Source organism: Snodgrassella sp. W8132 (assembly GCF_016100865.1).
Lineage (GTDB): Bacteria > Pseudomonadota > Gammaproteobacteria > Burkholderiales > Neisseriaceae > Snodgrassella > Snodgrassella alvi.
The window spans coordinates 1,386,285-1,412,926 of sequence record NZ_JACFRQ010000001.1 but is presented as its reverse complement, the minus strand read 5'-3'; the positions used below and the strand labels follow the sequence as shown (position 1 = coordinate 1,412,926).

Here is a 26,642-nt window from a genome sequence, read left to right as displayed (position 1 = left end):
AAAAAACAGACTAAAACATCATTGATTCAATGATGAAAAAGTCTGCTTTGAGTATAAGTACTATTTTATAGTCAATCAACAGGAATGATTGGAAATTATATTAATACTATAATATTGTGGTTTATTTACCATATACAGGTAAACGATTGCAAATTTTCTGTATTTTTTCTGAGACTTCTGAAATAACTTTTTCATTGTCTGCATTATCCAGAACATCAGCAATCAGATGACCAAGTTCACGCGTATCTGTTTCAGTAAAGCCGCGAGTAGTAATGGCTGCCGTGCCTAAACGGATACCGGAAGTGACAAATGGTTTTTCCGGATCATTAGGGATGGCATTTTTATTAACAGTAATATGTGCTTTGCCCAGCACCGCTTCCGCCGTTTTACCGGTAAGTTTTTTTGGTTGCAGGTCTACCAGAAATACATGGCTTTCAGTACGGCCTGAAACAATACGCAAGCCACGTTCAATCAAGGTTTCTGCCAGTACTTTGGCATTGGCTTTAATCTGACGGGCATATTGTTTGAATTCCGGCTGTAAGGCTTCTTTGAAGGCTACTGCTTTGGCTGCAATCACATGCATTAACGGACCACCTTGCAGGCAGGGGAAAATAGCTGAATTCAGTGCTTTTGCATGTTCATCGCTGCGGCACATAATTACACCGCCGCGCGGTCCGCGCAGAGTTTTATGGGTAGTAGTGGTAACAAAATCAGCAAAAGGCACCGGATTCGGATACTCTCCGCCAGCGACCAGACCGGCGTAATGCGCCATGTCTACAAACAGATAAGCACCTACTTTATCTGCAATCTCACGGAAACGTGCCCAGTCTATTTCCAGTGCATAAGCAGAAGCACCGGCCACAATCATTTTCGGCTTATGCTCCAGTGCCAGCTGTTCCACCTGTTTGTAGTCGAGGATTTCATTTTCATCCAGACCATAGGTAATGGCGTTATACAGGCGACCGGAAATGTTGACACTGGCTCCGTGAGTCAGATGACCCCCATGCGCCAGAGACATGCCCAGAATAGTGTCGCCTGGTTGTAATACGCTGGCGTAAACGGCCTGATTGGCCTGAGAACCAGAATGAGGCTGTACATTGACATAACTGGCGCCAAATAATTCTTTCAGGCGGTCGATAGCCAGCTGTTCTACTTCATCAACATATTCGCAGCCACCATAATAACGTTTACCCGGATAGCCTTCGGCATATTTATTGGTTAGCTGGCTGCCCTGAGCCTCCATTACGGCGCAGCTTACGTAGTTTTCTGATGCAATTAGTTCTACGTGATCTTGCTGGCGCTGATCTTCACGGGCAATGGCACCGGCCAGTTCCGGATCAAATTTTTCGATGGTTAACGCTTTGGAAAACATGGTGGTTGTTCCTTTTGAGGATGAAGAAATAAAGAATTTGCTGAATGCAGCAGAGAATGAGTGGTGGTTATTTTAACTGATAGTATTGTGTATGTGGCTGAATTTGATAATGTGTGATGATGAAGTATATTCATAAATACTCATTCAGACGATGTAATACTGGATTTCCGCCTGGTAATGGTAATAACCTGTTTATAGGATTCAGTAAATCAATTGCGGATGCTGAATCAAAAATAAATTATCTGGTCGAGAAGTGATGCAGTCTGATAAAAAACAGCCCTGTTAGAAACAGGGCTGTCTGACATTATCCGGAATCAATTACATTTTCATAGAACCGGTTTTCAGGAATTGTTCATGCCAGCTTAAAGCTTCAGTAAGAATATGAGGTGTATGAATACCTTTTGCCGTTTGCAAAGCACGGTCGTAGTAATCCTGCAACTGATCGCGATAATCCGGATGAGCACATTTTTCAATCATCACTTTTGCTCTCTGCCGCGGAGCCAGACCGCGCAAATCAGCCAGACCCTGCTCAGTAACAATAATCTGTGTATCGTGTTCGGTATGATCAACATGCGAAACCATCGGCACGATGCAGGAAATCTTGTCATCTTTAGCAGTAGATGGGGTAACAAAGAAATTCAGGAAGCTATTGCGTGCAAAGTCACCTGAGCCGCCGATACCATTCATCATGCTGGTACCCATTACATGGGTAGAATTGATGTTGCCGTAAATATCGGCTTCAATCATTGAATTCATCCCAATAATACCTAAACGGCGCACCAGTTCCGGGTGATTGGAGATTTCCTGCGGGCGCAGAATAATGCGGTCACGGTAAAAATCAATATTGTCTGCAAAATCCTGGAATGCCTTAGCAGACAGGGAAATAGCGGTAGCAGATGCAGTAGCCATTTTTCCGGCACGTATCAGATCCAGCATACCGTCCTGCAATACTTCGGTATAGCCATACAGATTTTCAAACGGACCGGTTAACAGACCTGCCAGTACGGCATTTGCCACGTTACCAACGCCAGACTGAATTGGCAGCATTTCTTTAGGCAGACGCCCCATTTTGATTTCATGAGACAGGAAATCAACAATATAAGCGGCAATCTGTTTGGATTTGTCATCAGGTTCGCTGAAAACATTGTCGCGATCCGGAGCATTGGATTCAACAATAGCGACTATTTTGTTTAAATCAACTTTCAGGTATTTTTCACCGATGCGATCATCAGCGCGGGTCATGTTAATTGGTTTGCGGTGGGGCGGAATAGCATTATCCATAGGAATATCATGCATACCTTCCATTTGTATCGGCAAACCGGTATTGATTTCCAGAATAACCTTGTCCGCCATATCCAGCCACGTCTGATTATTACCGATTGCGGTAGACGGAATCAGATGTCCGTCTTCAGTAATGCCCAGTACTTCGATAATGGCTACATGCATGTGACCCAGAAAACCAAACCATGCCTGCTGGGCAACATGCGATAAATGCATGTCAATAAAATTGACATCGCCATTGTTGATTTCCTGACGCATATGGCGATCAGTATTAAATGGTAAACGCTGATTTATTGCATGTGCCTCAGCCAGTGCGCCATCACATTCCGGCGCAGTGGAAGCACCAGTCCATACATTAATTTTATATGGCCGACCGGCAGCATGTTCAGCACGAGCAAAGTCAGCAATAGCTTTGGGCAAAACTTTAGGATAGCTGGCGCCGGTAAATCCGCTCATGCCGACATTGGCATTATTATCTATCAGGGTAGCAGCTTGCTCAGCAGACATAAGGCGGGAATGAAGTGAGGTATAACGAATGCGATCCTGTACGGACATCGTGTTTTCTCCTTATTAAATCAAAAATGCCTGACCCTTGCCTGGTCAGAGTGAGGCGTAGAAGATAAGTGTTTGTCTTTGCCGTATATTCAATTCAGTACGAATGCTATGACATAATGACTCTAACAACGGACTGCATTTTACTGTAAATAATTTTGTTTTGCTGTTCTGTCTTTGTACTGAAAAAGTGCAGAACAGCAGATACAGATAAATAATTACAAATTAATAATTAAGAATTTGAATTAATACATTAAGTTGCAAAATAAACAGACTATCAGATTAGACAATGTTTACACAATATTTTAATAGTATTGCCTAAGGTTTCGTTGCCGGATATTTTTCTAAATTAAATCAGTTTAAGCAAAAAACTGCTGTATTAATTGCTGCGCATGTTCTTGCAGCCCTGCAGGATTAAACGGATCGCATACATGTTCGGGATTCAGTTTACGCAACCATGTAAGCTGACGTTTTGCCAGTTGCCGGGTGGCAGTAATTCCGCGTTCAACAAATGTACTGTAATTAGTTGTGCCATTAAGATAATCAAAAGCCTGCCGATAGCCTACACAGCGAATTGAAGGCAAATCAGGATGCAATTCCGGGTATTGCAGACGAAGTGCTTCCACTTCTTCCACAAAACCCTGTGCCAGCATCGAATGAAAGCGGGTGGCAATCTGTGTATGCAGACGGGCACGGTCGGCTGGTAAAAGTGCCAGTGTACATACATTTAAAGGACTCTGCCGGTTTTCCTGTTTAGCCAGATGGCTGCTCATGGGAACACCGGTGATGTGATAGATTTCCAGTGCCCGTTCAATACGCTGGCTATCACCGGCAGGCAAGCGGGCAGCAGTAATGGGATCCACCCGCTGTAATTGTGCATACAGAAAGTCTGTACCGTGCTGTTGTTTAAGTTTATCCAGTTCGGCACGGATTTGCGGATTGGCTTCGGGCAGGCTGTTCAGTCCCTGTGTCAGGGCATGGTAATACATCATGGTACCGCCCACGAGCAAAGGCAGGTGACCGCGTGTATGAATTTCCTCGACTAAATCCACACAATCACTGACAAACTGCGCAGCACTGTAGCTTTCAAGCGGTGAAATAATATCAATCAGATGATGGGGCACTGCTTCTAACTCTTCTGCACTGGGTTTAGCCGTACCAATATTCATATCACGATAAATCAGGGCGGAATCCAGACTGATAATTTCAATCGGAAACTGCTCAGCCAGACTCAGAGCCAGACTGGTCTTGCCTGACGCTGTAGGACCAAGTAGAGCAAAAACTTTTGGCAGAGATGCAGACATAGTGGCTACCGTAGTTTAAACAGTTATTGTAGCGATTTACGCTCAATTGAGCGATAGATAGTTAGATAAGAGTATAAATCGGGATAAGCAGCATAATGTGATGTAATCTGTTAAAGCAGTTAAAGAAAATCAAAGCATAAATATGAAGATTATTTTTTGTACATTAGATATTTTAAAATTTTCTTTTATTCGAAGATATTTGAAGCAATAAAGTAACCAAAAATTAGCGAGTAATTTCAATTGTTGATTAGCTGAATTGAGTAGGAAACAGCTATTGTACGAAAGCAATGATATTTACTTGCATAATACGGGTGTATTTCTAATTAGATGTCAGCTAAACGACTTTAAAATTAATCTATGCCGGCAAATTAATATAACTGTTGTGCAAGAAGTATTCTGCTAATAATTAATATTTTGTTTTAAGTTAAGATTAAATTTTATGATTCGGAATAATCAGATACTTCAGTAGCAGACATTTCAGCCAGCTAAAAAAATAAGTGCTGCGGATATCAGCTCTATGAAAGTAATATCTTATATTTATACCTTTTCAAATTTGCTATCAGTGCATTTGCATAATATTTGCATTCGGCATGAAAATGCACATAATATAAGTTTATTGTTACACTAACCTTTATAATAGCCAAATAAAGTTATGGTAGTTATTTAGAGAGAGTAACTTAGTCAGGAATAAATGTTTACATGAATAGCCAGTTTAACCATATCGGAATTGTGACACGGCCGCAAACACCAATGATGAGTGAAGTACTGGACGAACTCATTACTTTTTTATGTGAAGAAGAAATTTCGGTGTATCTGGATAGTGAGGCGCAAGCGGATAACCAGATTAATCCGGTATTGCTGCAACGCTGTAATATTATTAATAAATGTGAAATGGGGCGGCGCTGTGATCTTGTTATGGTACTGGGTGGTGACGGTACTTTATTGTCTGTTGCCCGTAAACTGGCACCTTACCGGGTACCACTGATTGGTATTCATCAGGGACATCTTGGTTTTCTGACACAAGTACCGCGTGCTCAGATGGTAACAGAATTAACCGGCATGCTGACTGGCAAATATCTGCCCGAAGAACGTATTTTGCTGGAAGCGACTGTGGTACGTGCAGGCGAAGAAGTTTATCATTCACTGGCACTAAACGACGTTGTACTCAGCCGTGGTGCACTGGGGCAGATGATTGAATTTGAGGTATTCATCAATAAAGAGTTTGTTTATACCCAGCGTTCAGACGGTTTGATTGTGTCTACACCTACTGGTTCGACGGCATATGCTCTGGCTGCCGGTGGTCCTATTTTACAGCCAACTCTGCGTGCATTCAGTTTGGTGCCTATTTGCCCGCAATCCATGTCCAACCGGCCGATCGCTGTTAGTGATACCAGTGAAATAGAAGTGCTGATTACTAAAGGCAGCGATGCCCGGGCTCATTTTGACGGACAGGCGTTTTTTGATTTACATACTATGGATAAAATCCGTATTTGCCGCTATCGCAATTCTCTGAGGATTTTACATCCGGTTAATTATCAATATTACAAAACTCTGCGCCAGAAACTGCATTGGGGTGACCAGCTGGTATAGCTATTTGCTGTATAAACAAACTTAAGCCGTTAATCAGATTTTAAATAATTTTTGTAGCCTGATATCATCTCTGAAAAAATAATGTGTATGTTGCTATTGGTGGAAAAAACACAATAAAAATTAATAAAACCGAAATTTATTATCGATTATTTTAGATTTTTCTAAAAAATGGTTCCTTATTTTCCTAAAAAATACTAAAATCCGGCATAAATCATTAATACTTTCTCTAAGAAAGGTTGTTTATGCTTCTGGCGCTGTCTTTGCGTGACTTTGTCATTGTTGATGAGCTGAATCTGAGTTTTCAAAGCGGCTTTACCGTTCTGACAGGTGAAACCGGGGCGGGTAAATCAATCACGCTGGATGCATTGGGTCTGTTGCTAGGTGATAAAGCTGATTATGGTCAGATAAGACATGGTGCCAGAGAAGCCCAGTTATCAGCACTGTTTGATGTCAGTGATGTAACGCATGCCCGCACCTTACTACAGGAACAGGGATTACTGGATGAAAACGAAACGCAATTAAGTATCCGCCGTACGATTGATATAAAAGGAAAAAGTCGCAGTTTTATTAATAATCAGGCGGTTACTCTGAGTCAGTTGCGGCAGATAGGTGAATTATTAATTGATATACATGGTCAGAATGCACACCACTCTTTAAATAGTGAATCCGCGCAACGTATATTACTGGATGCATTTGCGGGTGCTGATACAGAAGTTGCTCTGGTACGTGAAGCCTATCAGCGCTGGCATGAAGCCAAAAAAGAGCTGGAAAAAGCGCAAACACAGGCTGATAGTCTGAATATTGAGCGTGAGCGCTTGCAATGGCGCTTTGATGAGCTAAATGCCCTGAATCTTCAAGAGCATGAGTGGGAAAATCTCAGTCAGAGTCATGATTCATTAGTACATGCGGCGGAAATACTGCAAACGGCGGAAAATGTAGAAGAAGTTCTCAATGGTGATGAGGGTTTGCAAAGCCGTTTGTATCATTGCCGGCAGCAACTGGCTGCACTGATTAAAGCAGCTCCTGCTTTTGCAGACAGTGTGGCATTACTGGAATCAGTAGAAGCAGAATTGAGTGAAGTCAGTGCGTATTTGCGTGAAGCCACTGCCAGTGTAGAGACTGATGAAAATTTATTAGCACAGCAGGGACAGCGCATGCAGGAGTTAATGAGTGTTGCGCGTAAATATCGGATCGAGCCACCACAATTGCCTGAAGAGCTAGAAAAAGTTGAATCAGCTCTTAATGAACTGGAGGCGGCTGCGGATATTGAAGCGTTACAGGCGCGGGTAGTAGAACGCGAAAATGAATATATGCATGCAGCACAGCAATTATCAGTGAAACGCCATCAGGCAGCGAAAAAGCTGGCGAAACAAACCACGGCTCACATGCAAAATTTATCAATGCAAGGCGCACGCTTTCATATTGAATTGTTAAGTGCCTCACCATCTGTGCATGGTCTGGAGCAGGTACAGTATCAGGTAGCTGCCAATCAGGGCACGCCTTTAAGAGCAATGAGCAAAGTCGCTTCCGGTGGTGAGTTGGCACGTATCAGTCTGGCTCTGCAAATGGTTACCAGTCAGTATAATGCGGTACCTACATTGATTTTCGATGAGGTGGATACCGGTATTGGCGGGGCTGTAGCTGATGTTGTTGGTCACGCACTGCGTAGTCTGGGGCAAAATCGTCAGGTGCTGGCTGTTACTCATCTGCCGCAGGTCGCAGCTTGTGGTCAGCAGCACTGGCAGGTGCGAAAGCATAACAGCAAAGGGCAGACTGTAAGTGAAATAAACGTACTGGCTGCGACAGATCGGGTGAATGAGATTGCACGAATGCTTGGCGGCGAAACCATTACCGATACCACACGTAATCATGCCAGGGAAATGCTGGAGCTGGCGCAAAGTTAATTCTGTTATTACGAATTTATCTGCAAGCTCTCTGATTTTTCAATGTATATATGTCATTACTGCAAAAGCCGAAATGATATTTATTTAAGTAAATAATTATAAAATAACGTTTATCTGCTTATGTTTTATGCATGCTGTTCTTGATTACAACGGTTTTAATAACAAAACATATTCTGATAATTTTCCTGTCAGCGTGCATTTTTTAATATATGACTGATATAGACTGGAACGGGCTGCTTTAGCCTGAGCAAGGTGTATAGATTCAGTCTGTTTCATGCGCGATGTATAATGATAACTTTCAATATTCTATGATGAGTTGCTGATGAGTGAACCACACAGTGATAGAACACTAGATGTTATCGATTTAAATTGCCCGATGCCGATTTTACGTGCAAAAAAGGCGCTGGCAGCAATGGATAGCGGAGAAGTATTGCTAGTACTGGCAACAGATAAAACTGCTCCTGATGATTTTGCAGCTTTCTGCCGGCAGACAGGACATGAATTATTGCATCAGCAAATCAGAAATGATGATGTAATAATGATGTGGGTAAAACACCGCTAAGTTTTTCAGACGGTAATTTATTACAATTAATTACAATATTTTGTTAACTTTATTCAGGTTCAGGTTGTAGAAGCTGCGACAGAATAGTACATTAACCTATTATTTTTTAGCTGTGTAACACACGCTGATAGAACGGATACAGATGCAGACTCTCACTATAACCCGTCCGGATGACTGGCATCTTCATGTGCGTGATGGTGCAGCATTAAAAGCAGTAGTACCTTTCAGTGCACGGCAGATGGGGCGAGCCCTGATTATGCCAAATCTGAAACCACCGGTAACCTCAGTTGCAGCAGCACTGGCTTATCGTGAACGTATACTTGCTACAGTACCTGCGGGCAGTCATTTTCAGCCATTGATGACTTTATATCTGACTGACCAGACTACGCCGGCACTGATACGCGAAGCCAAAGAAGCAGGTATTATTGCGTGTAAGCTTTATCCTGCCGGTGCCACAACTAACTCTGCGGCTGGTGTCAGTGATTTGTGGGCTTTATTGCCGGTATTGGAAACTATGGCTGAAACAGGCATGCCATTACTGGTGCATGGTGAAGTAACCAATAGTGAAATTGATATTTTTGACCGTGAAGCAGTATTTATTGATGAACTTTTACAGCCGCTATTACAACGTCTGCCTGAACTGAAATTAGTATTTGAGCATATTACCACTGCACAAGCTGCTCAGCTGGTGATTCAGTCTGGTGAAAATGTGGCTGCTACGGTAACACCCCAGCACTTGCTCTACAATCGCAATGCTTTACTGGTAGGAGGAATCCAGCCTCATCATTATTGTTTGCCGGTACTAAAGCGCGAAACCCATCGTCAGGCACTGTTACAGGCTGTAAGCGGTACACAGTCACATAAATTTTTTCTCGGTACCGACAGTGCGCCGCATGCACAGCACAGTAAAGAATGCGCTTGCGGATGTGCGGGTATATTCAGTGCCTTTGCTGCTATTGAGTTGTATGCGGAAGCTTTTGAGCAGGCGGGAGCATTGGATAAATTACAGGCTTTTGCAGCAGAAAACGGTCCGCGGTTTTATGGTCTGGAAATCAATAAGGAAACCATTACACTGGAAAAAATAAATCGCACAGTGCCACCATACTATCCGTATGGTAATCATGAACGACTGATTCCGTTGCGTGCTAATCAGACCATTAGCTGGAGTGTGGTAAATAACTAAATATGCAAGATTCAACTCAAATTACAGACCGGCTATCAGTACAAACACATCAAACCGAAATTCGGGTGCGCGGCTTTCATATAGATGTATACCGCCATGTTAATAATGCACGCTATCTGGAATTTCTGGAAGAGGCACGCTGGCATTATTTTGATGAAGCCGGCTTAACGCCAATGTTTACTGAAGCCGGTTGTGGAATGGCTGTGATAAATATCAATATCAGTTACCGGCGCAGTGCCGGTTTCGGAGATGATTTGCTGATATCTACTGCTTTGAGCAAAATACAACCGCGCAAAGTAGAAGTTAATCAAACGATTACTCTTAAAAATACAGGACAGACAGTTGTGCAGGCTGTGGTGACGTTTATGGCTTTCGATCAGCAAAGCAATAAAGCAATTTCTTTTCCTGCTGCGATACAAGAACGATTTAATGCTATCAGGTAACAATATAAGTTAAGTCAGTAAAAAACCCTGCCAAGCGCAGGGTTTTTTACTGACTTAACTCAACCACTATCAGGCTTTACCGTCAGCTTCACGCAGCATGGCGTAAATTTCATCTTTCAGGCGCAATTTTTCCCGTTTCAGTTCGTCCAGATTATCCAGACCACTGGTTACCGGGTTATTAGTCAGACCTGTAATTTTATCGTCCAGTCGGTTGTGTTCTTCGAATATATTAGCAAAATGGGTATTTTCCGCCTTTAATTTGGTAATCAAGTCGCGATATTCAGGAAACATATAACATCCTTTACAGTTGGTTAAAATGATTTTTATTATTTTGCATTAATTATAGCTTAAGGTATATAAGATTGCGCTAGTTATGACGTAAAAAGTAACAAGAGCATGTTAAACTGGCACAATAATACATACGGGAGTTTATAATGTATAAACGGTTAATGGGTTGGATAGGCGCATTTATTCTGGTTTTAAGCCTCAGCGGGTGTGGCTATAATACAATGCAGTCACAGGATGAGGCTGCAAATGCTGCCTGGTCGGAAGTGCTGAATCAGTATCAGCGTCGTGCTGATCTGGTACCCAATCTTGTGAATACAGTTAAAGGCTATGCCAAACATGAACAACAAGTTTTAACCGACGTTACTAATGCCCGTTCACGTGTAGGCAGTCTGAATATGACCAGCAGTGATGCTGATAATCCGGCAAAAATGGAACAGTTTTCACAGGCACAGGGAAATCTGAGCAGTGCTCTGAGCCGCTTGCTGGTAGTAACAGAAAATTATCCTGATCTGAAAGCTGATCAAAGTTTCCGGGATTTACAAGCGCAGCTTGAAGGTACAGAAAACCGTATTGCTCTGGCACGCAACCGCTATATTCAGACAGTACAGGTTTACAACACTACTTTGCGTTCTTTCCCGAACAATATCACAGCCAAAATTTTCGGAATGCATGTTCGCCCGAATTTTGTACCGGAAAATGAAGCGGCGGTAAAACAGGCACCGCAGGTAGAATTTTAATTCGTTTTCTGTTGTTATTTTATGTGATTAATTAAACAGCCAGTTTGTCAGAACTGGCTGTTTGCATATCAGTATAGTAAGCAGCTGCTACTATTGTGCTAATTGTTTTTTTGCAGAATCTGACAAAATGGAAATTAAAAATTTATATGGTTGCGGCTATTTTCCGAACAGACAGGAGTAATTGTTAAACATACCAGCAGTTCGATAAAAACTTGCAATACTAACTGTGGAAATTTGCTGTATCGGACTGAATACTTGTATTCTGTTGTAATAACAGAATCTGTTTGTCTGAAAGTATGGAGTCAGATAATAGTGGTCTTTTATCCTGACAATCAAAAGGTTAGTATGAACTAAAATACAAGCAAATTTGCTTTTATGGCACTAAGGTTGCAAAGATGAACACAATACGCTTATCTGTCCACAGGCTACTCGGTCTTTTTCTGGGCTGTTTTTTTGCAATGCATTTGCTCGCTGCCAATGGTTTGGTTCCTGTACCAGCGCTGACTGATCCGGTAATGGATACAGCCAATATGTTACAGCCTGCTACCCGTGCAGAATTAAACCAGCAGTTACTGGCGTTCAGCCGGCAGCATGGCAGCCAGATTATAGTATTGACAGTTCCGGCTATCTCACCGGAAACACCTTTTGACTATGCTACGCGTGTTATGGATAGCTGGAAACCGGGGCGTAAAGGAATTGATGACGGTGTACTGTTGTTGCTGGTGCGCGATGAACATAAAACGTTTCTGGCACCCGGTCGCGGACTGGAAGGGGCTATTCCTGATGTTTATGCTAAAAGAATTCTGGATGATGTGCTTCGTCCGCAGTTACGGGCAGATAATGCAGACGGCGGTGTACGTGAGGCTGTAAATCAGCTGGAGAAGCTGATTAACGGTGAAAAATTACCGGCACAACAATCTGCACATCAGGAATCTGATGATTCAGGCTCAACAATTTTTGGAATTCTGTTACTGATATTTATAGCCGGTTCATTTTTGAAAAATATATTTGGTAATACGCTGGGCAGTGCAATAGTTGGATTTCTGGTATTAAGTTTTGGCTGGTATTCGGGCTGGAGCCTGTTTGCAGCGATTATTGGTGCAATTCTGGCATTCATAATAGCACTCATTTTTGCCGGTAATATTTTTATTGGCGGCTCTGGCGGTGGTAGGGGCGGTTTTGGCGGTGGTTCAGGAGGCGGAGGGTTTAGCGGAGGAGGCGGCGGCTATGGTGGTGGCGGAGCTTCCGGTAGCTGGTAATACTGGCAGTCATAATTGAACTCCCCGTTAAATACTGATAATTTGTAAATTTTACGTAAAATAATGTATAGTTATTTATTTATATGATTATGATTATTTAGCATTTCGTTTCTGGTGGGCATACATGTCTAAAGTCGGTTATGGTATCTTTTTTCTGCTGATGTACTTTTTAGTCATGCGTTATAGCGTGTTCGGAGTGCTGATTGATATTGTACTAATCATACTGATTATGTTTTATCTTCGGGCTGTGCAGATTGTAGATGATGGTACTGAAGCATCTATTGCTGCCGACAATAATCTTTATATTGTTATTATGTTTGAAGTGGCTGGTCAGATATGTGCAGCCAAAGGACATGTTTCTGATGAAGACCGGTCGCGTGTCTATGACATGATTAAAAAAATGCAGCTGGATGCAGAAACTGAAGTTTTGTCGCGTTATGCTTTTAATATGGGGCAGACAAAAAATTATCCGCTCAGAATCAGACTTAAACAACTATACCGGGCTTATAGTGATGACAAGCGCGGTTTAATGCTGTTTTGTAAAAATATGCTTGAATTAGCGCTGATTGACGGACGGCTGCATAATAATGAACGGCGCATTCTGAATATCATAGCGGATGAATTTCATATTCCTTATGCACAAATGCTTATTTTTGCCAGCCAGACTATTCATCAGGAAAATGAATACCGGCATTACTGGCAGACCAACGAGCAATGGAAACAGCAGCGTCAGCGTGCGCGTTCAGAGCAACGCCGTCAACAATATCAGCAACAGCAGAAGCAATATCAGCAGCAATACCAGCAACAGCAACAACAGCCTGAAGAAACGTTTGGTTCTGATCCTTATCTTGTACTGGGTATATCAGCAAAAGCGAGCCCGCAGGAAATTAAACAGGCATATCGCCGCCTGATGAATAAATATCATCCGGATAAACTCATTAAGCAAAATCTGTCGGAAACTAAGATGCAGCAGGCAACTGAACATGCTCAGCGTATACAGGCAGCCTATGCTTATGTGAAACAGTTACGCGGATTTGTTTAGATAATAGATAAGGGATTATAGAATCTATATTTATTTCAAAATATATAACCCTTAGAATTTTGTGATTTTCCAATCAGAGAATTTGTCAGAGCCAGCTCTGATAATAGGTTGGTTTTTATGTTAGAAATCATTTTTGCTCTCTGGCAATATCTGGATTTTTACTTTACAGGCTAATTTTCCCTGCTAGATCAATTAGTATCGTTATCATCAAAATATATGCTAACTAATGTCGCCAGCAATAATATCCGTTACATCTGACTTTCCGGTTTTCTGTTTTTATATGATATATATTGTTTTTGTTATCAGCCTGGTAACAGCAGCATTTTCTTATTAAGAAAATTTATGGTAGTGTAAGTAGAATGCTGATTATTCTGGAATTAATTAAGTAACTCAATATATACTTTTTAATAAATCTGCGGTGCTAACTATGAAATCAGATATACAGGAAAAAGCAGAATATACGAGCTTAAATAAACTCAATATGCAATTATTACCACGTATCTGGCGCCACTGGATAAATCCGCGCCAGCGGGTAAGTAAATATTTTCCTGCTCTTGCATTGCAACAGCTAACTGAACAAATTACATTATCTGAGCAACGTCATACCGGACAGCTACGGTTTGTGATTGAATCCAGCCTTGATACCGCGAATTTGTGTCATCACACTACGGCACGCCAGCGTGCACAGTATTGGTTCGGAAATCTGGGTATATGGGATACTGCTGAAAAAAGTGGTATTTTGGTTTATGTACTTTTTGCTGATCGCGCAGTAGAAATTATTGCAGACCGGGGTATTAATACCTGTGTGAGTATGGTGCATTGGCAGCAGATATGTAATCGCATTACTCAGGCGTTTCAGCATCAACGATATATGGATGGTTTAACTGCCGGACTGGATGAGCTGACGGAATTACTTGTACAGTATTTTCCGCGTACGCATGCCGGTACTAATGAACTGGCTGATGAAGTTATTCTGCGCTAGTTTTGAAAAACTAAGTATTTATATAAGTAAATTTTCAAGGTACTGTAACGGCTTAATATTCAATTAAATTATCAGTGTGCAGTATTTTCAGTAAATTAGCCCATAATTACAAAAGATGTGGAATTAATTATTAATATTTCGGGATAAAACGCCATAAATAGTTTTTTTGAATTAAATTTATTTAATAATATTAAAATACAAATATATAAGGTCTATAATATATCTGCGGCTTAAAAGGACAGATTGACAAAGAGGGAATGTGCATGGCCGCAGGTAGTTTGACTATCGCACGTAAGCATAAGCCGGAATAATCTGATATTGCATGACAGGGTTATTCTGGCTTCAGTTTGTCTGATGAGTGCACGTTCAGCGCAAACGTCCGATAATAATGTTCGGCGCCTTGATTAACAGCATGATTTTATCTTCATTTTTTAATTGCATAGTTTGCGCACTATGACGGGTAATACTGGCGGTCAGGCTGACAGCTGCGCCTAAATCCACAGTAATCACACTGTTTACAGCACCAGTATCTATGTGGCGTATTTGACCAGTTAGCTGGTTACGAGCGGATATTTGTAAATTCGGATCGGGACGCGCAAGCATAATGGCTGATGCCTGAATGAGCGCCAGTGCATCAACGCCTACAGCCAGTTCCATCTGTTCACAACTGTGTCTGGTAAGTATGGCTACCAGTTCCTGTCCGTTGCTCAGTTGCAGATGAACCTCATTATTTACTGCCCCTTCAATGATTTGGCTGATTCTTCCGGCGAGTTGGTTATCAGCACTTAAATCCAGATTCATTTTTTGCCATAAACCATGATGACTATTGTCAGCGTCAGCTTCCAGTTGCCTGATAAGTTGCTGATGACGTTGCTGCATAGTGTGATAATAATTTAAAAAAGCTTCACCAAAAGCTGTTAATACGCTGTTTCCGCCACCCTGACCACCGGTTTGCCGTAAGACTAAAGGTTCAGGCGCCAGATTATTCATTGCATCTATGGCATCCCATGCTGCTTTATAACTCATAGGTACCGCTTTAGCTGCCTGGGTAATGGAACCGAAACGCCGGATATTTTCCAGTAAAGTAATCCGTTTGCTGTTGCCAATTCGCTGGCCGTTAATAGTGGGAATTAGTTCGCTGTTAAGATTAAATTGATTCATTGCGATTGTTACGAGGAGCTGAGTACAGACATCCATTATCCATATGCCAGATTTGAGCGTCAAAAGCAGCTGCATCTTCCGGATCGTGAGTAATCAGTAGCATGGGTAAATTTAATTTCTGCTGCCAGGCAGATAACTCAGAACGCATTTGAGCCCGTAGCTGAGTATCCAGTGCAGAAAATGGTTCATCCAGCAGAATAGCCCGCGGCTGAGCAATCAATGCACGAGCCAGAGCCACACGCTGGCGCTGTCCGCCGGATAGGTGAGCCGGATATTGTTCAGCTACCGCATTGAGCTGCATAGCAGTCAGCCAATGCTCAACTTCTGCGTACCGGCTACGTTTTTTCGGATTGAATAAGCCATGACAAATACCGCAGGCAATATTCTGCCGGACATTTAAATGGGGAAAGAGGGCATAATCCTGAAATACAAAGGCCAGTTTACGTTGTTGCGGGCTAAGATTAATATGCTGCTGTGCCTGAAATAGAGTAACACCATTCACATTAATATGACCCTGTTCAGGAGTCAGCAGACCGGCAACAGCCTTTAGCATCAGACTTTTACCGCTGCCTGAGGCTCCCATAATAACTGTACGCTGTGACTGACAGCACAGGCGGATATCCAGAGTAAAATGACTTCCGTCATTACGCTGAAGGGTTTTCTGAAAATTAAAATCTAACATAAAAACCATTGGCCGGATTAAAAACAGACAAAGCAATACCGGAAAATAATATTGTTTAATTCAGGTATCGGATTATTTAAGATTGGTCATAGGTACTTTGCCGGATAAAAGTTTGCCGGTAATTAGTAATATCAGAATACAGACCACAGATATAATCAAGACCAGAGTATTGGCCAGATAGTCATCTCCGGCCTGTACTGCTTCATATACGGCAATCGACAGGGTTTGTGTCTGCCCCGGAATGCTGCCTGCCACCATCAGCGTAGCACCGAATTCACCCATACTACGTGCAAATGCCAGTAATACGCCGGCCAGAATACCTCTCCAGGCTAGCGGCAGAGTAATGCGCAGAAATACTCCGGCATTACTGATACCCAGAACACGCGCTGCCTGCTCCAGCTGGGAATCCAGGCTTTCAAATGCAGCACGTGCCGGTTTAAATATCAGGGGAAACGATACGATTGTTGCTGCTACAACAGCACCCTGCCAAGTGAAAATCAGATTAATACCCAGATAATGTTCCAGCCATTGACCAATAAAGCCATTTTTTCCAATCAGTACCAGTAAGTAATATCCCAGTACCGTTGGCGGCATTACCATTGGCAAAGTGAGAATGGTATCAATCAGTTCCTTTCCCCAAACAGTTTTACGGGCAAGTACATAACCTATACCGACCCCAAAAACCAGATTAATAGCAGTTGCCCACAGGGCGATTTTAAGCGATAGGGCAAGAGCAATCCAGGCCGCAGCCATTATCTACTCCTTGAAATAAAAAATTCAGACAGATTCGCGGAAGGATAACTGCCGGTGGAAAAATACTCAGCGTGCGCTTTGAAAACCGTAACGCTTAAGAATCTTCTGACCTTTTGGCGACTGGATAAAATTAATAAAGCGGCTGGTAGCCACTGGTTCTTTACTGGCTACCGTCTTAGCAATCGGATAGCTGATTGGCTTACTGGTCGGGATGGTTGCAGCTACACTAACTTTATCCGGCATAATGGCCGCATCTGTGCCAAATACGAAACCGGCTTCTGCTGACTGATTAGCGACGTAATCCAGAGCCTGACGGACATTATTCACATTCACAATTTTAGGCTTTACCGTACTCCATACTTTTGCCTGCTCCATTGCTGCCTGAGCATAACGTCCGGCCGGTGTAAAAGCGGGGTTGCCCAGTGCAATATGTTTAATACCTGGTTGCTGCAGATCTTTCAGTCCGCGTACATTCAGACTGCTTTTTTTCGGAATAATCAGTACCAGACTGTTATTTACAAAATTAATTCTGTCCTGTGCCCGCACAAGATTCTTAGTCTGAGCCTGATCCATAGTTTGCTGATCAGCAGAAGCAAATACATCTACAGGTGCACCGTTTTGCATCTGCTGAAGCAGAGAGCCTGAAGCTCCGAAATTAAGCAGTACTTTATCCTGAGGATATTGCTGCTGATATGCTTTGGCAATGTCATTAAATGCATTGGTCAGACTGGCAGCCGCTGAAACTGTGATATTGGCGGCAAGTGAAGCAGTGCTCATTACACTCAGGCTGATTGCAGTAACAATAGTAGTCAGACGAATGTGGTTAAAGCGCATATTTTATCCTTATTTGAAATAAATTATTATCTGGCGCCGGGTCGGGCAATGCCGATTATAAAGGAAAATTATTGCGAAATATACCTATGTATATAGCGATAGATAGTCATAGAGATGTTCGATACAACATATATGTCATAGCAAATAAATAATTTATAAATCACTTTGTATGCAAAATATTCATGACTAATAGAAATAATTTATTGAATAAATTATTTCTATTTATTGCTAATGTAATAACTTGTATTTTAACCTTTATACTAATTAAATTCGGAATTTAAATGAAATTGTAATTATTTATTTAAAGTAGAAAATACTGATAAAATTTTATAATAGTTTAAATAAGGTATTATAATAGGATTAAATGTTAGTATAAATTAATTTTCTGGCATAATTAGTAAGCAGTGCGGGGATGGATTTCCTGCAAATAAATAATAAAAATTTTATTAGGAACATACACACATGAACCTGACAAGACGCCAGTTTTTCAAGGTTACCGCAGCAGGTGCCGGCGCGACAGGACTGGCAGTGATGGGCATGGCTCCTGCCACAGCCTTTGCTGAAGTCCGCCAGTACAAGCTGTTGAGGGCTACAGAAACACGTAATAACTGCACATATTGCTCAGTTGGTTGTGGTACGTTGTTGTATAGTCTGGGTGACGGTGCCAAAAACGCCAAAAAGAAAATTTTTCACATAGAAGGTGATCCCGATCATCCGGTCAGTCGCGGCAGCTTATGTCCTAAAGGCGCCTCACTGATTGACTTTGTTAACAGCCCGAACCGTGTATTGCATCCGCAGGTTCGTGAAGCCGGAAGCACAGAGTGGAAAGACATCAGCTGGGATAAGGCACTGGATCGTATTGCCCGCCTGATTAAAGAAGAACGTGATGCCAATATTATTGAAAAAAATGCTGATGGTGTTACGGTTAACCGGCTGGAAAGTGTGGGTATGCTGTGCGCTTCTGCCAGCTCCAATGAAACCGGTATTCTGACTCAGAAATTCATGCGTTCGCTCGGGTTGGTTGGTGCTGATTCACAGGCACGGGTTTGTCATGGGCCGACGGTATCTGCACTGGCTGCTACGTTTGGTCGTGGCGCTATGACCAATACCTGGACTGATATCCAGAACGCCGATTTTATTCTGGTTATGGGTGGTAATGCCGCTGAAGCACATCCGGTAGGTTTTAAATGGGTTATTGAAGCCAAAAAACAAAAAGGCACTAAACTGATTGTTTGCGACCCGCGTTTTAACCGTACTGCCTCTGTAGCCGATCATTATTTGCCGATTCGTTCCGGTACCGACATAGCTTTCCTCGGAGCGGTAATCAACTGGCTGATTAAAAATGATAAAGTGCAATGGGATTATGTCAAAAACTATACCAATGCTGCTTTTATTCTAGCTGATGGCTATGGTTTTCATGAAGGTCTGTTTTCCGGACATGCCGATTACACGACTGAAGACGGCAGCGCGGCACCGGAAGCGGCTCCGAAAGGTGCTAAAGGCGGGGCTGTTTATAATAATGCCAGCTGGACATACGAGCTGGATGAAAACGGCTATGCCAAAGTAGACCCGACTTTGGAAAATCCGCGTTGCGTCTGGCAGATAATGAAAAAGCATTATGCCCAGTACACACCGGAAATGATGCACAAAATTACCGGTACCCCGATTAAAGATTTTCTGCTGGTGTGTGAAGCGCTGGGGGCAACCTCGGCAAAAAACAAAGCCGGTACAATTCTGTATGCACTGGGCTGGACTCAGCATACTTATGGTTCGCAGAATATCCGTACCATGGCCATGATTCAGCTGATTCTGGGTAATATCGGTATGCCCGGTGGGGGTGTGAATGCTTTACGCGGCCATTCCAATATTCAGGGCTTGTCTGATCTTGGTTTGCTGTCTACCAGTCTTCCGGGCTATCTGAGCCTGCCTAACGAAAAGAAAAATCCGACTTTTGCTGATTATCTGAAAGTTCAGACACCAGCAGCCATGCGTCCGGGACAGCTTAATTACTGGAGCAATACGCCCAAATTTATGGTAAGCCTGCTCAAATGGTTCTTTGGTGATAAGGCTACCAAAGAAAATGACTGGGGCTATGACTGGCTGCCGAAGTGGGACAAAATGTATGATGTGCTGCAAATGACCGAAATGATGTATCAGGGTCAGATGCACGGTTTGCTGGTACAGGGTTTCAATGCCATGGGTTCCTTTCCGGATTCTAACCGTATCATCGAAGCATTTTCCCGCCTCAAGTGGATGGTAGTAATGGATCCGCTTAATACCGAAACGGCTACCTTCTGGGAAAATCATGGTGATGCGCATGACGTAGATTCCCGCTCTATCATGACGACAGTGTTCCGTCTGCCTGTCCCTTGTTTTGCAGAAGAAAATGGTTCGATTGTCAATTCTTCACGCTGGCTGCAATGGCATTATGCCGGAGCCGAAGCTCCGGAAGAAGCCAGAGCCGATCTTGAGATTCTGGCTGATTTGCATTTACGTATTAAAGCTCTGTATGAGAAAGAGGGCGGTAAAGTACCTGAGCCGATTTTGAACCTGAGCTGGCCGTATAAAGTGCCGCATTCTCCGACGCCGGAAGAAATGGCACAGGAATCCAATGGCTGGGCGCTCACGGATATTAAAGACGAGCAGGGTAATATTATCGTGCCTAAAGGCGGGCAACTGGATAGCTTTGCTCAGTTACGCGATGACGGAACAACAGCCTGCGCATGCTGGATTTTCGCCGGTTCCTGGACTAAAAACGGTAACCAGATGGCACGGCGTGATAACAGCAATGCCGGACTGGGTAATACCCCGGGCTGGGCGTGGGCCTGGCCGGCAAACCGCCGTATTCTGTATAACCGCGCTTCCTGCGATCCGTCCGGCAAAGCCTGGGATCCTGACAGAATATTAATTCACTGGGACGGCAGCAAATGGATTGGGGCGGATGTGGCTGACTACAAGGCAGATCAGGCACCTGACACTAATATGAATCCGTTTATCATGAATGAGGAGGGTGTTGGTCGTCTGTTCTGTACCAAAAAACTGGTAGATGGCCCGTTTCCGACATTCTATGAGCCTACTGAATCACCAGTTGGTAAAAACCTGCTTTATCCTAAAGTGCTGAATACACCCGCAATGCGCTTGTTTGACAGCGTTAAAGGTCGTATCGGCAATAAAGATGAATTTCCTTGTGTCGGCACTACATATCGTCTGACAGAGCATTTTCAGTTCTGGACGAAATCCGTGAAATTGCTGATGATTGCTCAGCCCGAACAGTTTGTTGAAATCAGCGAAGAGCTGGCAGCACAAAAAAATATTGCTAAAGGCGATACAGTTAAAATCAGTACTAAGCGCGGCTGGGTAGAGGCTAAAGCCGTGGTAACCAAACGCCTGCGTCCGTTGGAAATTAACGGGCAGACCGTCCATCAGATAGGTATTCCCCTGCATGGTGGCTGGGTGAATGCTGGCGAGAAAAAACAGTTTCTCATTAACACACTCACACCATTTGTTGGTGACTGCAATACACAGACACCAGAATACAAAACCTTTTTATGCAATATCGAAAAAGCGTGAGGGGAATAAGTCATGGCTTTACAATCTTTGGATATAAAACGTCGTTCGGCTACTAATCAGCTCACGCCGCTACCACAGGCAAGAAAACCCATTGAAATTGCCAAACTGATTGATGTTTCTACCTGTATAGGCTGCAAAGCCTGTCAGGCTGCGTGTTCGGAATGGAATGACATTCGCGATGAAGTTGGCACCAATCATGGTGTATACGATAACCCGATTGACCTGAGTGCCGACAGCTGGACAGTAATGCGGTTTTCTGAAACCGAGCAATACGGCAAGCTGGAGTGGCTGATTCGTAAGGACGGCTGTATGCACTGTTCTGACCCGGGCTGTCTGAAAGCCTGCCCGTCACCGGGTGCAATCATTCAGTATGAAAATGGTATCGTCGATTTCCATCAGGAAAACTGTATTGGTTGCGGTTACTGTATTTCCGGCTGCCCGTTTAATATTCCGCGTATTTCGAAAAAAGATAACCGCGCTTACAAATGTACCCTGTGTTCAGACCGTGTGGCCGTCGGGCAGGAACCGGCCTGTGTGAAAACTTGTCCTACCGGTGCTATTCATTTCGGCAGCAAAGAAGACATGAAGTCTTTGGCCGGGGAGCGTATAAAAGACTTAAAACAGCGCGGTTTTGAGCAGGCAGGGCTCTACGATCCACAGGGTGTGGGCGGTACCCATGTTATGTATGTACTGCATCATGCGGATAAACCCAGCCTGTACCATGGTCTGCCGGACAATCCGCGTATCAGTACCACCGTTAAATTATGGAAGAGTATGCTCAAACCGATAGCAGCATTCGGTATTGCTACCGCTGCTTTTGCCGGCTGGCTGCACTACATTACCATTGGTCCGAATCGCCCTGACGATGATGAAGAACAGGTTCTGAATCGTGAAGGCGAAATCCTCAAAGATAAAGGGGACGCATAATGAAAAGATTATTAATTCAGCGATATAAAAAATCCGAGCGGTTTAATCACTGGGTAGTAGCCGGCTGCTTTGTGCTGCTGGCTGTTTCCGGTCTGGGTTTTTTCTATCCGTCTTTTTTCTGGCTCACTGAAGTTTTCGGTTCTCCGCAATTGGCACGCATCCTGCATCCGTTCATCGGAGTGGTGATGTTTCTGGGCTTTTTTATCCAGTTTTTCCGCTATGTAAAATATAATTTTTTTGAGCGGGATGATATTAAATGGTTACTGGGAATTAAGCATATTCTGCTGGGAAGAGAAATTGGTGATACTGGCAAATATAATGCTGGACAAAAATGTATGTTCTGGCTGATGTCCATCAGTATGGCACTGCTGCTTATCAGCGGGCTGATTGCCTGGCGGCAGTTTTTTTCCGGATATTTTCCAATTTGGGTGGTACGTATCGCTTTGCTAGTGCATTCTGCCTCTGCTATCCTGCTGATTGTCGGTATTATTATTCATGTATATGCCGCATTGTGGATTAAAGGCACAATTCCGGCGATGGTGGAAGGAGTGGTTAGTCAGGAATGGGCGAAAAAGCACCATCCACGCTGGTACCGCGAAATGATGGCAAAAAAAGAAGCCAAAGCGCAGCAAAATTCCACTTCACAGACAACTGAATAATTTAAATAATCATCATCTGTAGTGCTGTCTGTATGGCGTATTGTCATACAGACAGTAAAATTTTATCTTCTTGCGTGACTCGGTTAATATGTCGGTACAAGTCTTTTCCGGCTGTTACCGGTTCATAAATACAGAAACCTCATGAATTACACCCCCGCCCAAAATCGCACTGTCTGGGTGGCACAGGCTGGAGAATGCAGTAGTACCAGTGATAATATTAGTGCCGAAATCCCGGTAGCACTTGTTTATAACGGTATCTCCCATGTCGTATTAATGGCTACGCCCGCTAATATTGCCGAACTGGCATTGGGTTTCAGCCTGAGTGAAGGCATCATTGAAAATGCAGAGCAAATTTATACGATTGAAATTACTGAACATCTGCATGGAGTTGTGGCTGAGATTGAGCTGGCCAGCGCAGCATTTGCACGTTTGAAAAGTCGCCGTCGCCAGATGAGCGGACGCACCGGTTGCGGGCTGTGTGGTATTGATAGTCTGGCAGCTGTTCAGCCAGAAATAGAACCGGTTTTACGCGATTGGCATGTAGAATTTAGCATAATCGGGCGTGCTTTGACCGATTTTAACCATCATCAGCAACTGCGGGCGCAAACTGGTTCAGTTCACGGCGTGGCGTGGGCTGACAAGGCAGGTAAGATTGTAACCGTCCGTGAAGATATCGGCCGGCACAATGCTTTAGACAAGCTTATTGGCTGGGGATTACATGCAAAAGTGGATTGGAAGCATGGTTTTGTGGTATTGTCCAGTCGCGCTAGTTTTGAAATGGTAATGAAATCAGCAATAACCGGTATCGGGTGTATCGTGGCCGTATCTGCGCCCACCACCTATGCCATTGATTTGGCTCACAAGGCTAATATCACGCTGGTGGGTTTTGCGCGTCATAATCGCCAAGTAATTTATACCCATCCTCAATTTTTTCATCCTTAACGCATGTTTAAAACAAAAAATAATAGAATATACTCTATTGTTTTTGTTTCGCTTTTTAGATTGAATAAGAACTATATTACCACTTACAGTAAGGACGACTATGTTATCGATTATCAAACGATATAGCCGTAATTTGGCCTGGCAAATTTTAATCGCACTGATTATGGGGGTAGCACTGGGATTATATCTGCATACTTTTTCAGATCCTTCTCATCCCTACTACAAAACCTATCAGTCGTGGGTAATCAATGTATTACAACCGATGGGGGATATTTTTATCCGCCTGATTAAAATGATTGTGCTGCCCATCATTCTCAGTACGCTGACATTGGGTATTGCCGGACTGGGTAACTCCAAAAGTCTGGGTCGACTGGGCGGTAAAACCATTCTGTATTTTGAAATTATCACTACTATCGCCATTGGTGTGGGTTTACTTTTCGGTAATCTGTTTCACCCGGGTAGCGGCATTGATATTTCCAATCTGCACCACAGCAATGTCAGTCAGTACGTACAAAAAAGTGAAGCACTGGCCGAGAAGCCTCATGGTCTGGTTATAATGATTCTGGACATGATTCCGCATAATATATTTGATTCGCTTAGCAGCGGTGAAATTCTGCCGGTAATCTTTTTCTGTGTGTTTTTTGGTCTGGGCTTAACTAAGCTACCTGATAATCAGCGCCTGTTCTTTTCAGATTTTCTGAAAGTGATTTCAGACGTAATGTTCAAAATCACCAATATGATTATGCGTTACGCACCTATCGGGGTATTTGGTCTGATGACTGTTACCATCAGTAAATTCGGTTTCGGTTCGCTGATTCCGCTGATGAAACTGATTTTAATAGTTTATCTGGCGATGATAGTATTTACTCTGGTGATTCTGGGTGGCGTGGCCTATTTCTGCCGCTTTAACATTTTCACTATTATCAAAATTCTGAAAGATGAGCTGATAGTGGCTTTCTCAACCTCCAGCTCAGAAACTGCGCTGCCAAAAATGATTGAGAAAATGGAAGCATATGGCGCGCCGAAATCTATTACCAGCTTTGTGATTCCTACCGGATATTCATTTAATCTGGATGGTTCTACGCTGTATCAGAGTATTGCAGTTATCTTTCTGGCGCAGTTATACGGTATTTCTCTGTCGGTTAGTGATCAGGTAATGATTGTGATTACGCTGATGGTGGCTTCTAAAGGTATTGCCGGTGTACCGGGTGTATCGTTTCTGGTACTGTCTGCCACGCTGGCTACAACATCCATTCCGTTAGAAGGTCTGGGCTTTATTCTGGGTATCGACCGTATTCTGGATATGGGACGTACTGTAGTTAATGTAATCGGTAATGCTCTGGCTTCATTGGTTATTTCGCGCTGGGAACATGATTTTGATGATGAAAAAGCGCGGGAATATGAGAAATCACTTGGTATTAAATAATTAGTTTTCAGTAATAAAAAGGTTCAGAAATTTCTGAACCTTTTTTGTTATCCGATTTATCACATTTTGAAAAACAAATTGATAAGAGACATTATCTTTCTCTATTGATGGCATATAGAAAATCATAGACAGTAAATCCAGACAGAATACCTATTTTTGGTTAAACTTGGTTATTTAATTTGTTGATAATGATAACGGTACCATTACCTGAACAAGTAATACCGTTATATAACCGCGTTGATACATGAAAACACAAGTAACACCAGAAACCATACAAGCACAGGAATTTTTTCACATCCCGTTCTGGCAGCAGCCTCCTGTTGATATTTTCAGCCGGCGCGCATTGCGGCTGAATGAATTGGCTGCAGAAGACAATAGTGACTGGCAACCATACTTACAGCTACTGACTGTTATCAATAATGCTCAGCAAAATTTACTGGAGCAATATGCACAGGAAGCCTGGGTAATTCCTGAGACTGATAAAGATGAAGTTCCGCTTACTCTGGCATTACTGAGTGCCAATATAGACCTAACAGAGCGTCTGTTTACCGATTTACATGCTTTACTGCAAGCAGATTTGTCACCAACTGCTCAGCAGGTATGGAAAGAGTTATTGCAGCTCGACAGTGAAAGCCGCAACCAGTTATGCCAGCATGCATTTAATCAGCAGCTCGGGATAGCTCATCAGGATTATCAGGTCTGGGTAAATGCAGTGGTGCAGATTGTTTATACTCATGCAGCGTTAAATCTGGCGGCTACAACGGTAAAACCTCTGTCTGAACCGGGTTTTTGCCCTTGCTGTGGTACTGATGCTGTGGGTTCAGTAATAATCGGACAGGGTGAGCTTGAAGGGCTGCGCTATTTGTGTTGTGGTGTATGCAATAGTCGCTGGCACAGTGTACGGGCACGCTGTAGTTTTTGTGATAATAGCCGTGATCTGGGCGTACACCGGATTGAACAGGTAAAAGAAGGTGTATTGTCTGGTGCAGAGGCGGAATGCTGCCCCAGCTGTCATGCTTACCGTAAACGTTATCGCCTGGCCAAGCAACAATATGCTGATCCGATTGCTGATGATTTGGCCTCTTTAGCTCTGGATATACTGTTGAATGAAGAGGGATGGCAGCGTGGCGGAGCCAATCCGTTTTTACTGATGGGAAAAATACCCAGACATTAAATTAAGCTAAAGCTG

Annotated in this window: 23 protein-coding genes; 15 read left to right on the top strand and 8 right to left on the bottom strand. The window is 43.1% G+C overall.

Annotation, left to right across the window (positions count from 1 at the left end; all coding sequences use genetic code 11):
- Positions 1 to 121: 121 nt before the first annotated feature.
- The 3 genes from glyA to miaA form a co-directional block, all read right to left on the bottom strand.
- Entirely contained in the window at positions 122 to 1,372 is a 1,251-nt protein-coding gene (gene glyA, locus H3U82_RS06255; RefSeq protein ID WP_025330221.1) for a serine hydroxymethyltransferase, read from the bottom strand.
- 318 nt (positions 1,373 to 1,690) lie between these two features.
- Positions 1,691 to 3,208 carry an acetyl-CoA hydrolase/transferase family protein gene (locus H3U82_RS06250; RefSeq protein WP_025330222.1) on the bottom strand — a complete coding sequence of 506 codons (1,518 nt, stop codon included), beginning with the start codon at positions 3,206 to 3,208 and terminating at the stop codon, positions 1,691 to 1,693.
- 356 nt (positions 3,209 to 3,564) lie between these two features.
- Entirely contained in the window at positions 3,565 to 4,509 is a 945-nt protein-coding gene (gene miaA, locus H3U82_RS06245) for a tRNA (adenosine(37)-N6)-dimethylallyltransferase MiaA (protein ID WP_084551837.1), read from the bottom strand.
- 699 nt (positions 4,510 to 5,208) lie between these two features.
- Between miaA and H3U82_RS06240 the strand changes: the two genes are divergently transcribed.
- The 5 genes from H3U82_RS06240 to H3U82_RS06220 all read left to right on the top strand — a co-directional run bounded on the left by H3U82_RS06240 (position 5,209) and on the right by H3U82_RS06220 (position 10,191).
- Positions 5,209 to 6,099 carry an NAD(+) kinase gene (locus H3U82_RS06240; RefSeq protein ID WP_025330224.1) on the top strand — a complete coding sequence of 297 codons (891 nt, stop codon included), beginning with the start codon at positions 5,209 to 5,211 and terminating at the stop codon, positions 6,097 to 6,099.
- 242 nt (positions 6,100 to 6,341) lie between these two features.
- A complete protein-coding gene (gene recN, locus H3U82_RS06235; RefSeq protein ID WP_037393640.1) occupies positions 6,342 to 8,003 on the top strand; it encodes a DNA repair protein RecN in 1,662 nt (553 codons plus the stop codon).
- Positions 8,004 to 8,325: 322 nt separating this feature from the next.
- Positions 8,326 to 8,565: a sulfurtransferase TusA family protein gene (locus H3U82_RS06230; protein WP_037475987.1), complete on the top strand. Its 240-nt coding sequence runs from the start codon at positions 8,326 to 8,328 to the stop codon at positions 8,563 to 8,565.
- 142 nt (positions 8,566 to 8,707) lie between these two features.
- Positions 8,708 to 9,748 carry a dihydroorotase gene (gene pyrC, locus H3U82_RS06225; RefSeq protein WP_198209666.1) on the top strand — a complete coding sequence of 347 codons (1,041 nt, stop codon included), beginning with the start codon at positions 8,708 to 8,710 and terminating at the stop codon, positions 9,746 to 9,748.
- Positions 9,749 to 9,750: 2 nt separating this feature from the next.
- The gene (locus tag H3U82_RS06220; protein ID WP_084563328.1) at positions 9,751 to 10,191 is read left to right on the top strand and encodes a thioesterase family protein; all 441 of its coding nucleotides are present in this window, start codon (positions 9,751 to 9,753) and stop codon (positions 10,189 to 10,191) included.
- A gap of 69 nt (positions 10,192 to 10,260) precedes the next feature.
- On the opposite strand, the gene H3U82_RS06215 is transcribed toward H3U82_RS06220, so the two are convergent.
- Positions 10,261 to 10,482 (bottom strand): YdcH family protein, encoded by a 222-nt coding sequence (locus H3U82_RS06215; protein ID WP_025330229.1) that lies wholly within the window; start codon positions 10,480 to 10,482, stop codon positions 10,261 to 10,263.
- A gap of 143 nt (positions 10,483 to 10,625) precedes the next feature.
- Here H3U82_RS06215 and H3U82_RS06210 point away from each other — a divergent pair, with 143 nt between their 5' ends.
- From H3U82_RS06210 to H3U82_RS06195, 4 genes are all read left to right on the top strand, one after another.
- Complete coding sequence (locus tag H3U82_RS06210) at positions 10,626 to 11,216, top strand: LemA family protein (protein ID WP_078475098.1); 591 nt, start codon at positions 10,626 to 10,628, stop codon at positions 11,214 to 11,216.
- A 395-nt stretch (positions 11,217 to 11,611) separates the two neighbouring features.
- The gene (locus tag H3U82_RS06205) at positions 11,612 to 12,475 is read left to right on the top strand and encodes a YgcG family protein (RefSeq protein WP_232336113.1); all 864 of its coding nucleotides are present in this window, start codon (positions 11,612 to 11,614) and stop codon (positions 12,473 to 12,475) included.
- 124 nt (positions 12,476 to 12,599) lie between these two features.
- Positions 12,600 to 13,517: a DnaJ domain-containing protein gene (locus H3U82_RS06200; RefSeq protein ID WP_084587185.1), complete on the top strand. Its 918-nt coding sequence runs from the start codon at positions 12,600 to 12,602 to the stop codon at positions 13,515 to 13,517.
- Positions 13,518 to 13,944: 427 nt separating this feature from the next.
- Positions 13,945 to 14,499, top strand: a complete 555-nt coding sequence (locus tag H3U82_RS06195; RefSeq protein WP_232335773.1) for a TPM domain-containing protein — start codon at positions 13,945 to 13,947, stop codon at positions 14,497 to 14,499.
- A gap of 366 nt (positions 14,500 to 14,865) precedes the next feature.
- Here H3U82_RS06195 and H3U82_RS06190 read toward each other — a convergent pair whose 3' ends face one another.
- From H3U82_RS06190 to modA, 4 genes are all read right to left on the bottom strand, one after another.
- The gene (locus H3U82_RS06190) at positions 14,866 to 15,660 is read right to left on the bottom strand and encodes a TOBE domain-containing protein (RefSeq protein ID WP_172349999.1); all 795 of its coding nucleotides are present in this window, start codon (positions 15,658 to 15,660) and stop codon (positions 14,866 to 14,868) included.
- Positions 15,647 to 16,342, bottom strand: a complete 696-nt coding sequence (locus H3U82_RS06185; RefSeq protein ID WP_198209664.1) for an ATP-binding cassette domain-containing protein — start codon at positions 16,340 to 16,342, stop codon at positions 15,647 to 15,649. Before H3U82_RS06185 ends, H3U82_RS06190 begins: the two co-directional genes overlap by 14 nt.
- 72 nt (positions 16,343 to 16,414) lie before the next feature.
- Complete coding sequence (modB, locus tag H3U82_RS06180; RefSeq protein WP_100126379.1) at positions 16,415 to 17,095, bottom strand: molybdate ABC transporter permease subunit; 681 nt, start codon at positions 17,093 to 17,095, stop codon at positions 16,415 to 16,417.
- Positions 17,096 to 17,161: 66 nt separating this feature from the next.
- Complete coding sequence (gene modA / locus H3U82_RS06175; RefSeq protein ID WP_084551828.1) at positions 17,162 to 17,929, bottom strand: molybdate ABC transporter substrate-binding protein; 768 nt, start codon at positions 17,927 to 17,929, stop codon at positions 17,162 to 17,164.
- Positions 17,930 to 18,391: 462 nt separating this feature from the next.
- On the opposite strand from modA, the gene fdnG reads away from it, so the two are divergent.
- From fdnG to H3U82_RS06145, 6 genes are all read left to right on the top strand, one after another.
- Positions 18,392 to 21,499, top strand: a complete 3,108-nt coding sequence (gene fdnG, locus H3U82_RS06170) for a formate dehydrogenase-N subunit alpha (protein ID WP_198209661.1) — start codon at positions 18,392 to 18,394, stop codon at positions 21,497 to 21,499.
- 12 nt (positions 21,500 to 21,511) lie between these two features.
- On the top strand, positions 21,512 to 22,426 hold the full coding sequence (fdxH, locus tag H3U82_RS06165; protein WP_037476001.1) for a formate dehydrogenase subunit beta: 915 nt from the start codon (positions 21,512 to 21,514) through the stop codon (positions 22,424 to 22,426).
- Positions 22,426 to 23,085, top strand: coding sequence for a formate dehydrogenase subunit gamma (locus H3U82_RS06160; protein ID WP_025330240.1), 660 nt, complete (start codon positions 22,426 to 22,428; stop codon positions 23,083 to 23,085). The genes fdxH and H3U82_RS06160 overlap by 1 nt, the downstream gene beginning before the upstream one ends.
- A 141-nt stretch (positions 23,086 to 23,226) precedes the next feature.
- Entirely contained in the window at positions 23,227 to 24,027 is an 801-nt protein-coding gene (fdhD, locus tag H3U82_RS06155) for a formate dehydrogenase accessory sulfurtransferase FdhD (RefSeq protein WP_198209659.1), read from the top strand.
- 100 nt (positions 24,028 to 24,127) lie between these two features.
- Entirely contained in the window at positions 24,128 to 25,453 is a 1,326-nt protein-coding gene (locus tag H3U82_RS06150; RefSeq protein ID WP_037393559.1) for a cation:dicarboxylate symporter family transporter, read from the top strand.
- A 244-nt stretch (positions 25,454 to 25,697) separates the two neighbouring features.
- Positions 25,698 to 26,627, top strand: coding sequence for a formate dehydrogenase accessory protein FdhE (locus tag H3U82_RS06145; protein WP_198209657.1), 930 nt, complete (start codon positions 25,698 to 25,700; stop codon positions 26,625 to 26,627).
- Positions 26,628 to 26,642: the final 15 nt, after the last annotated feature.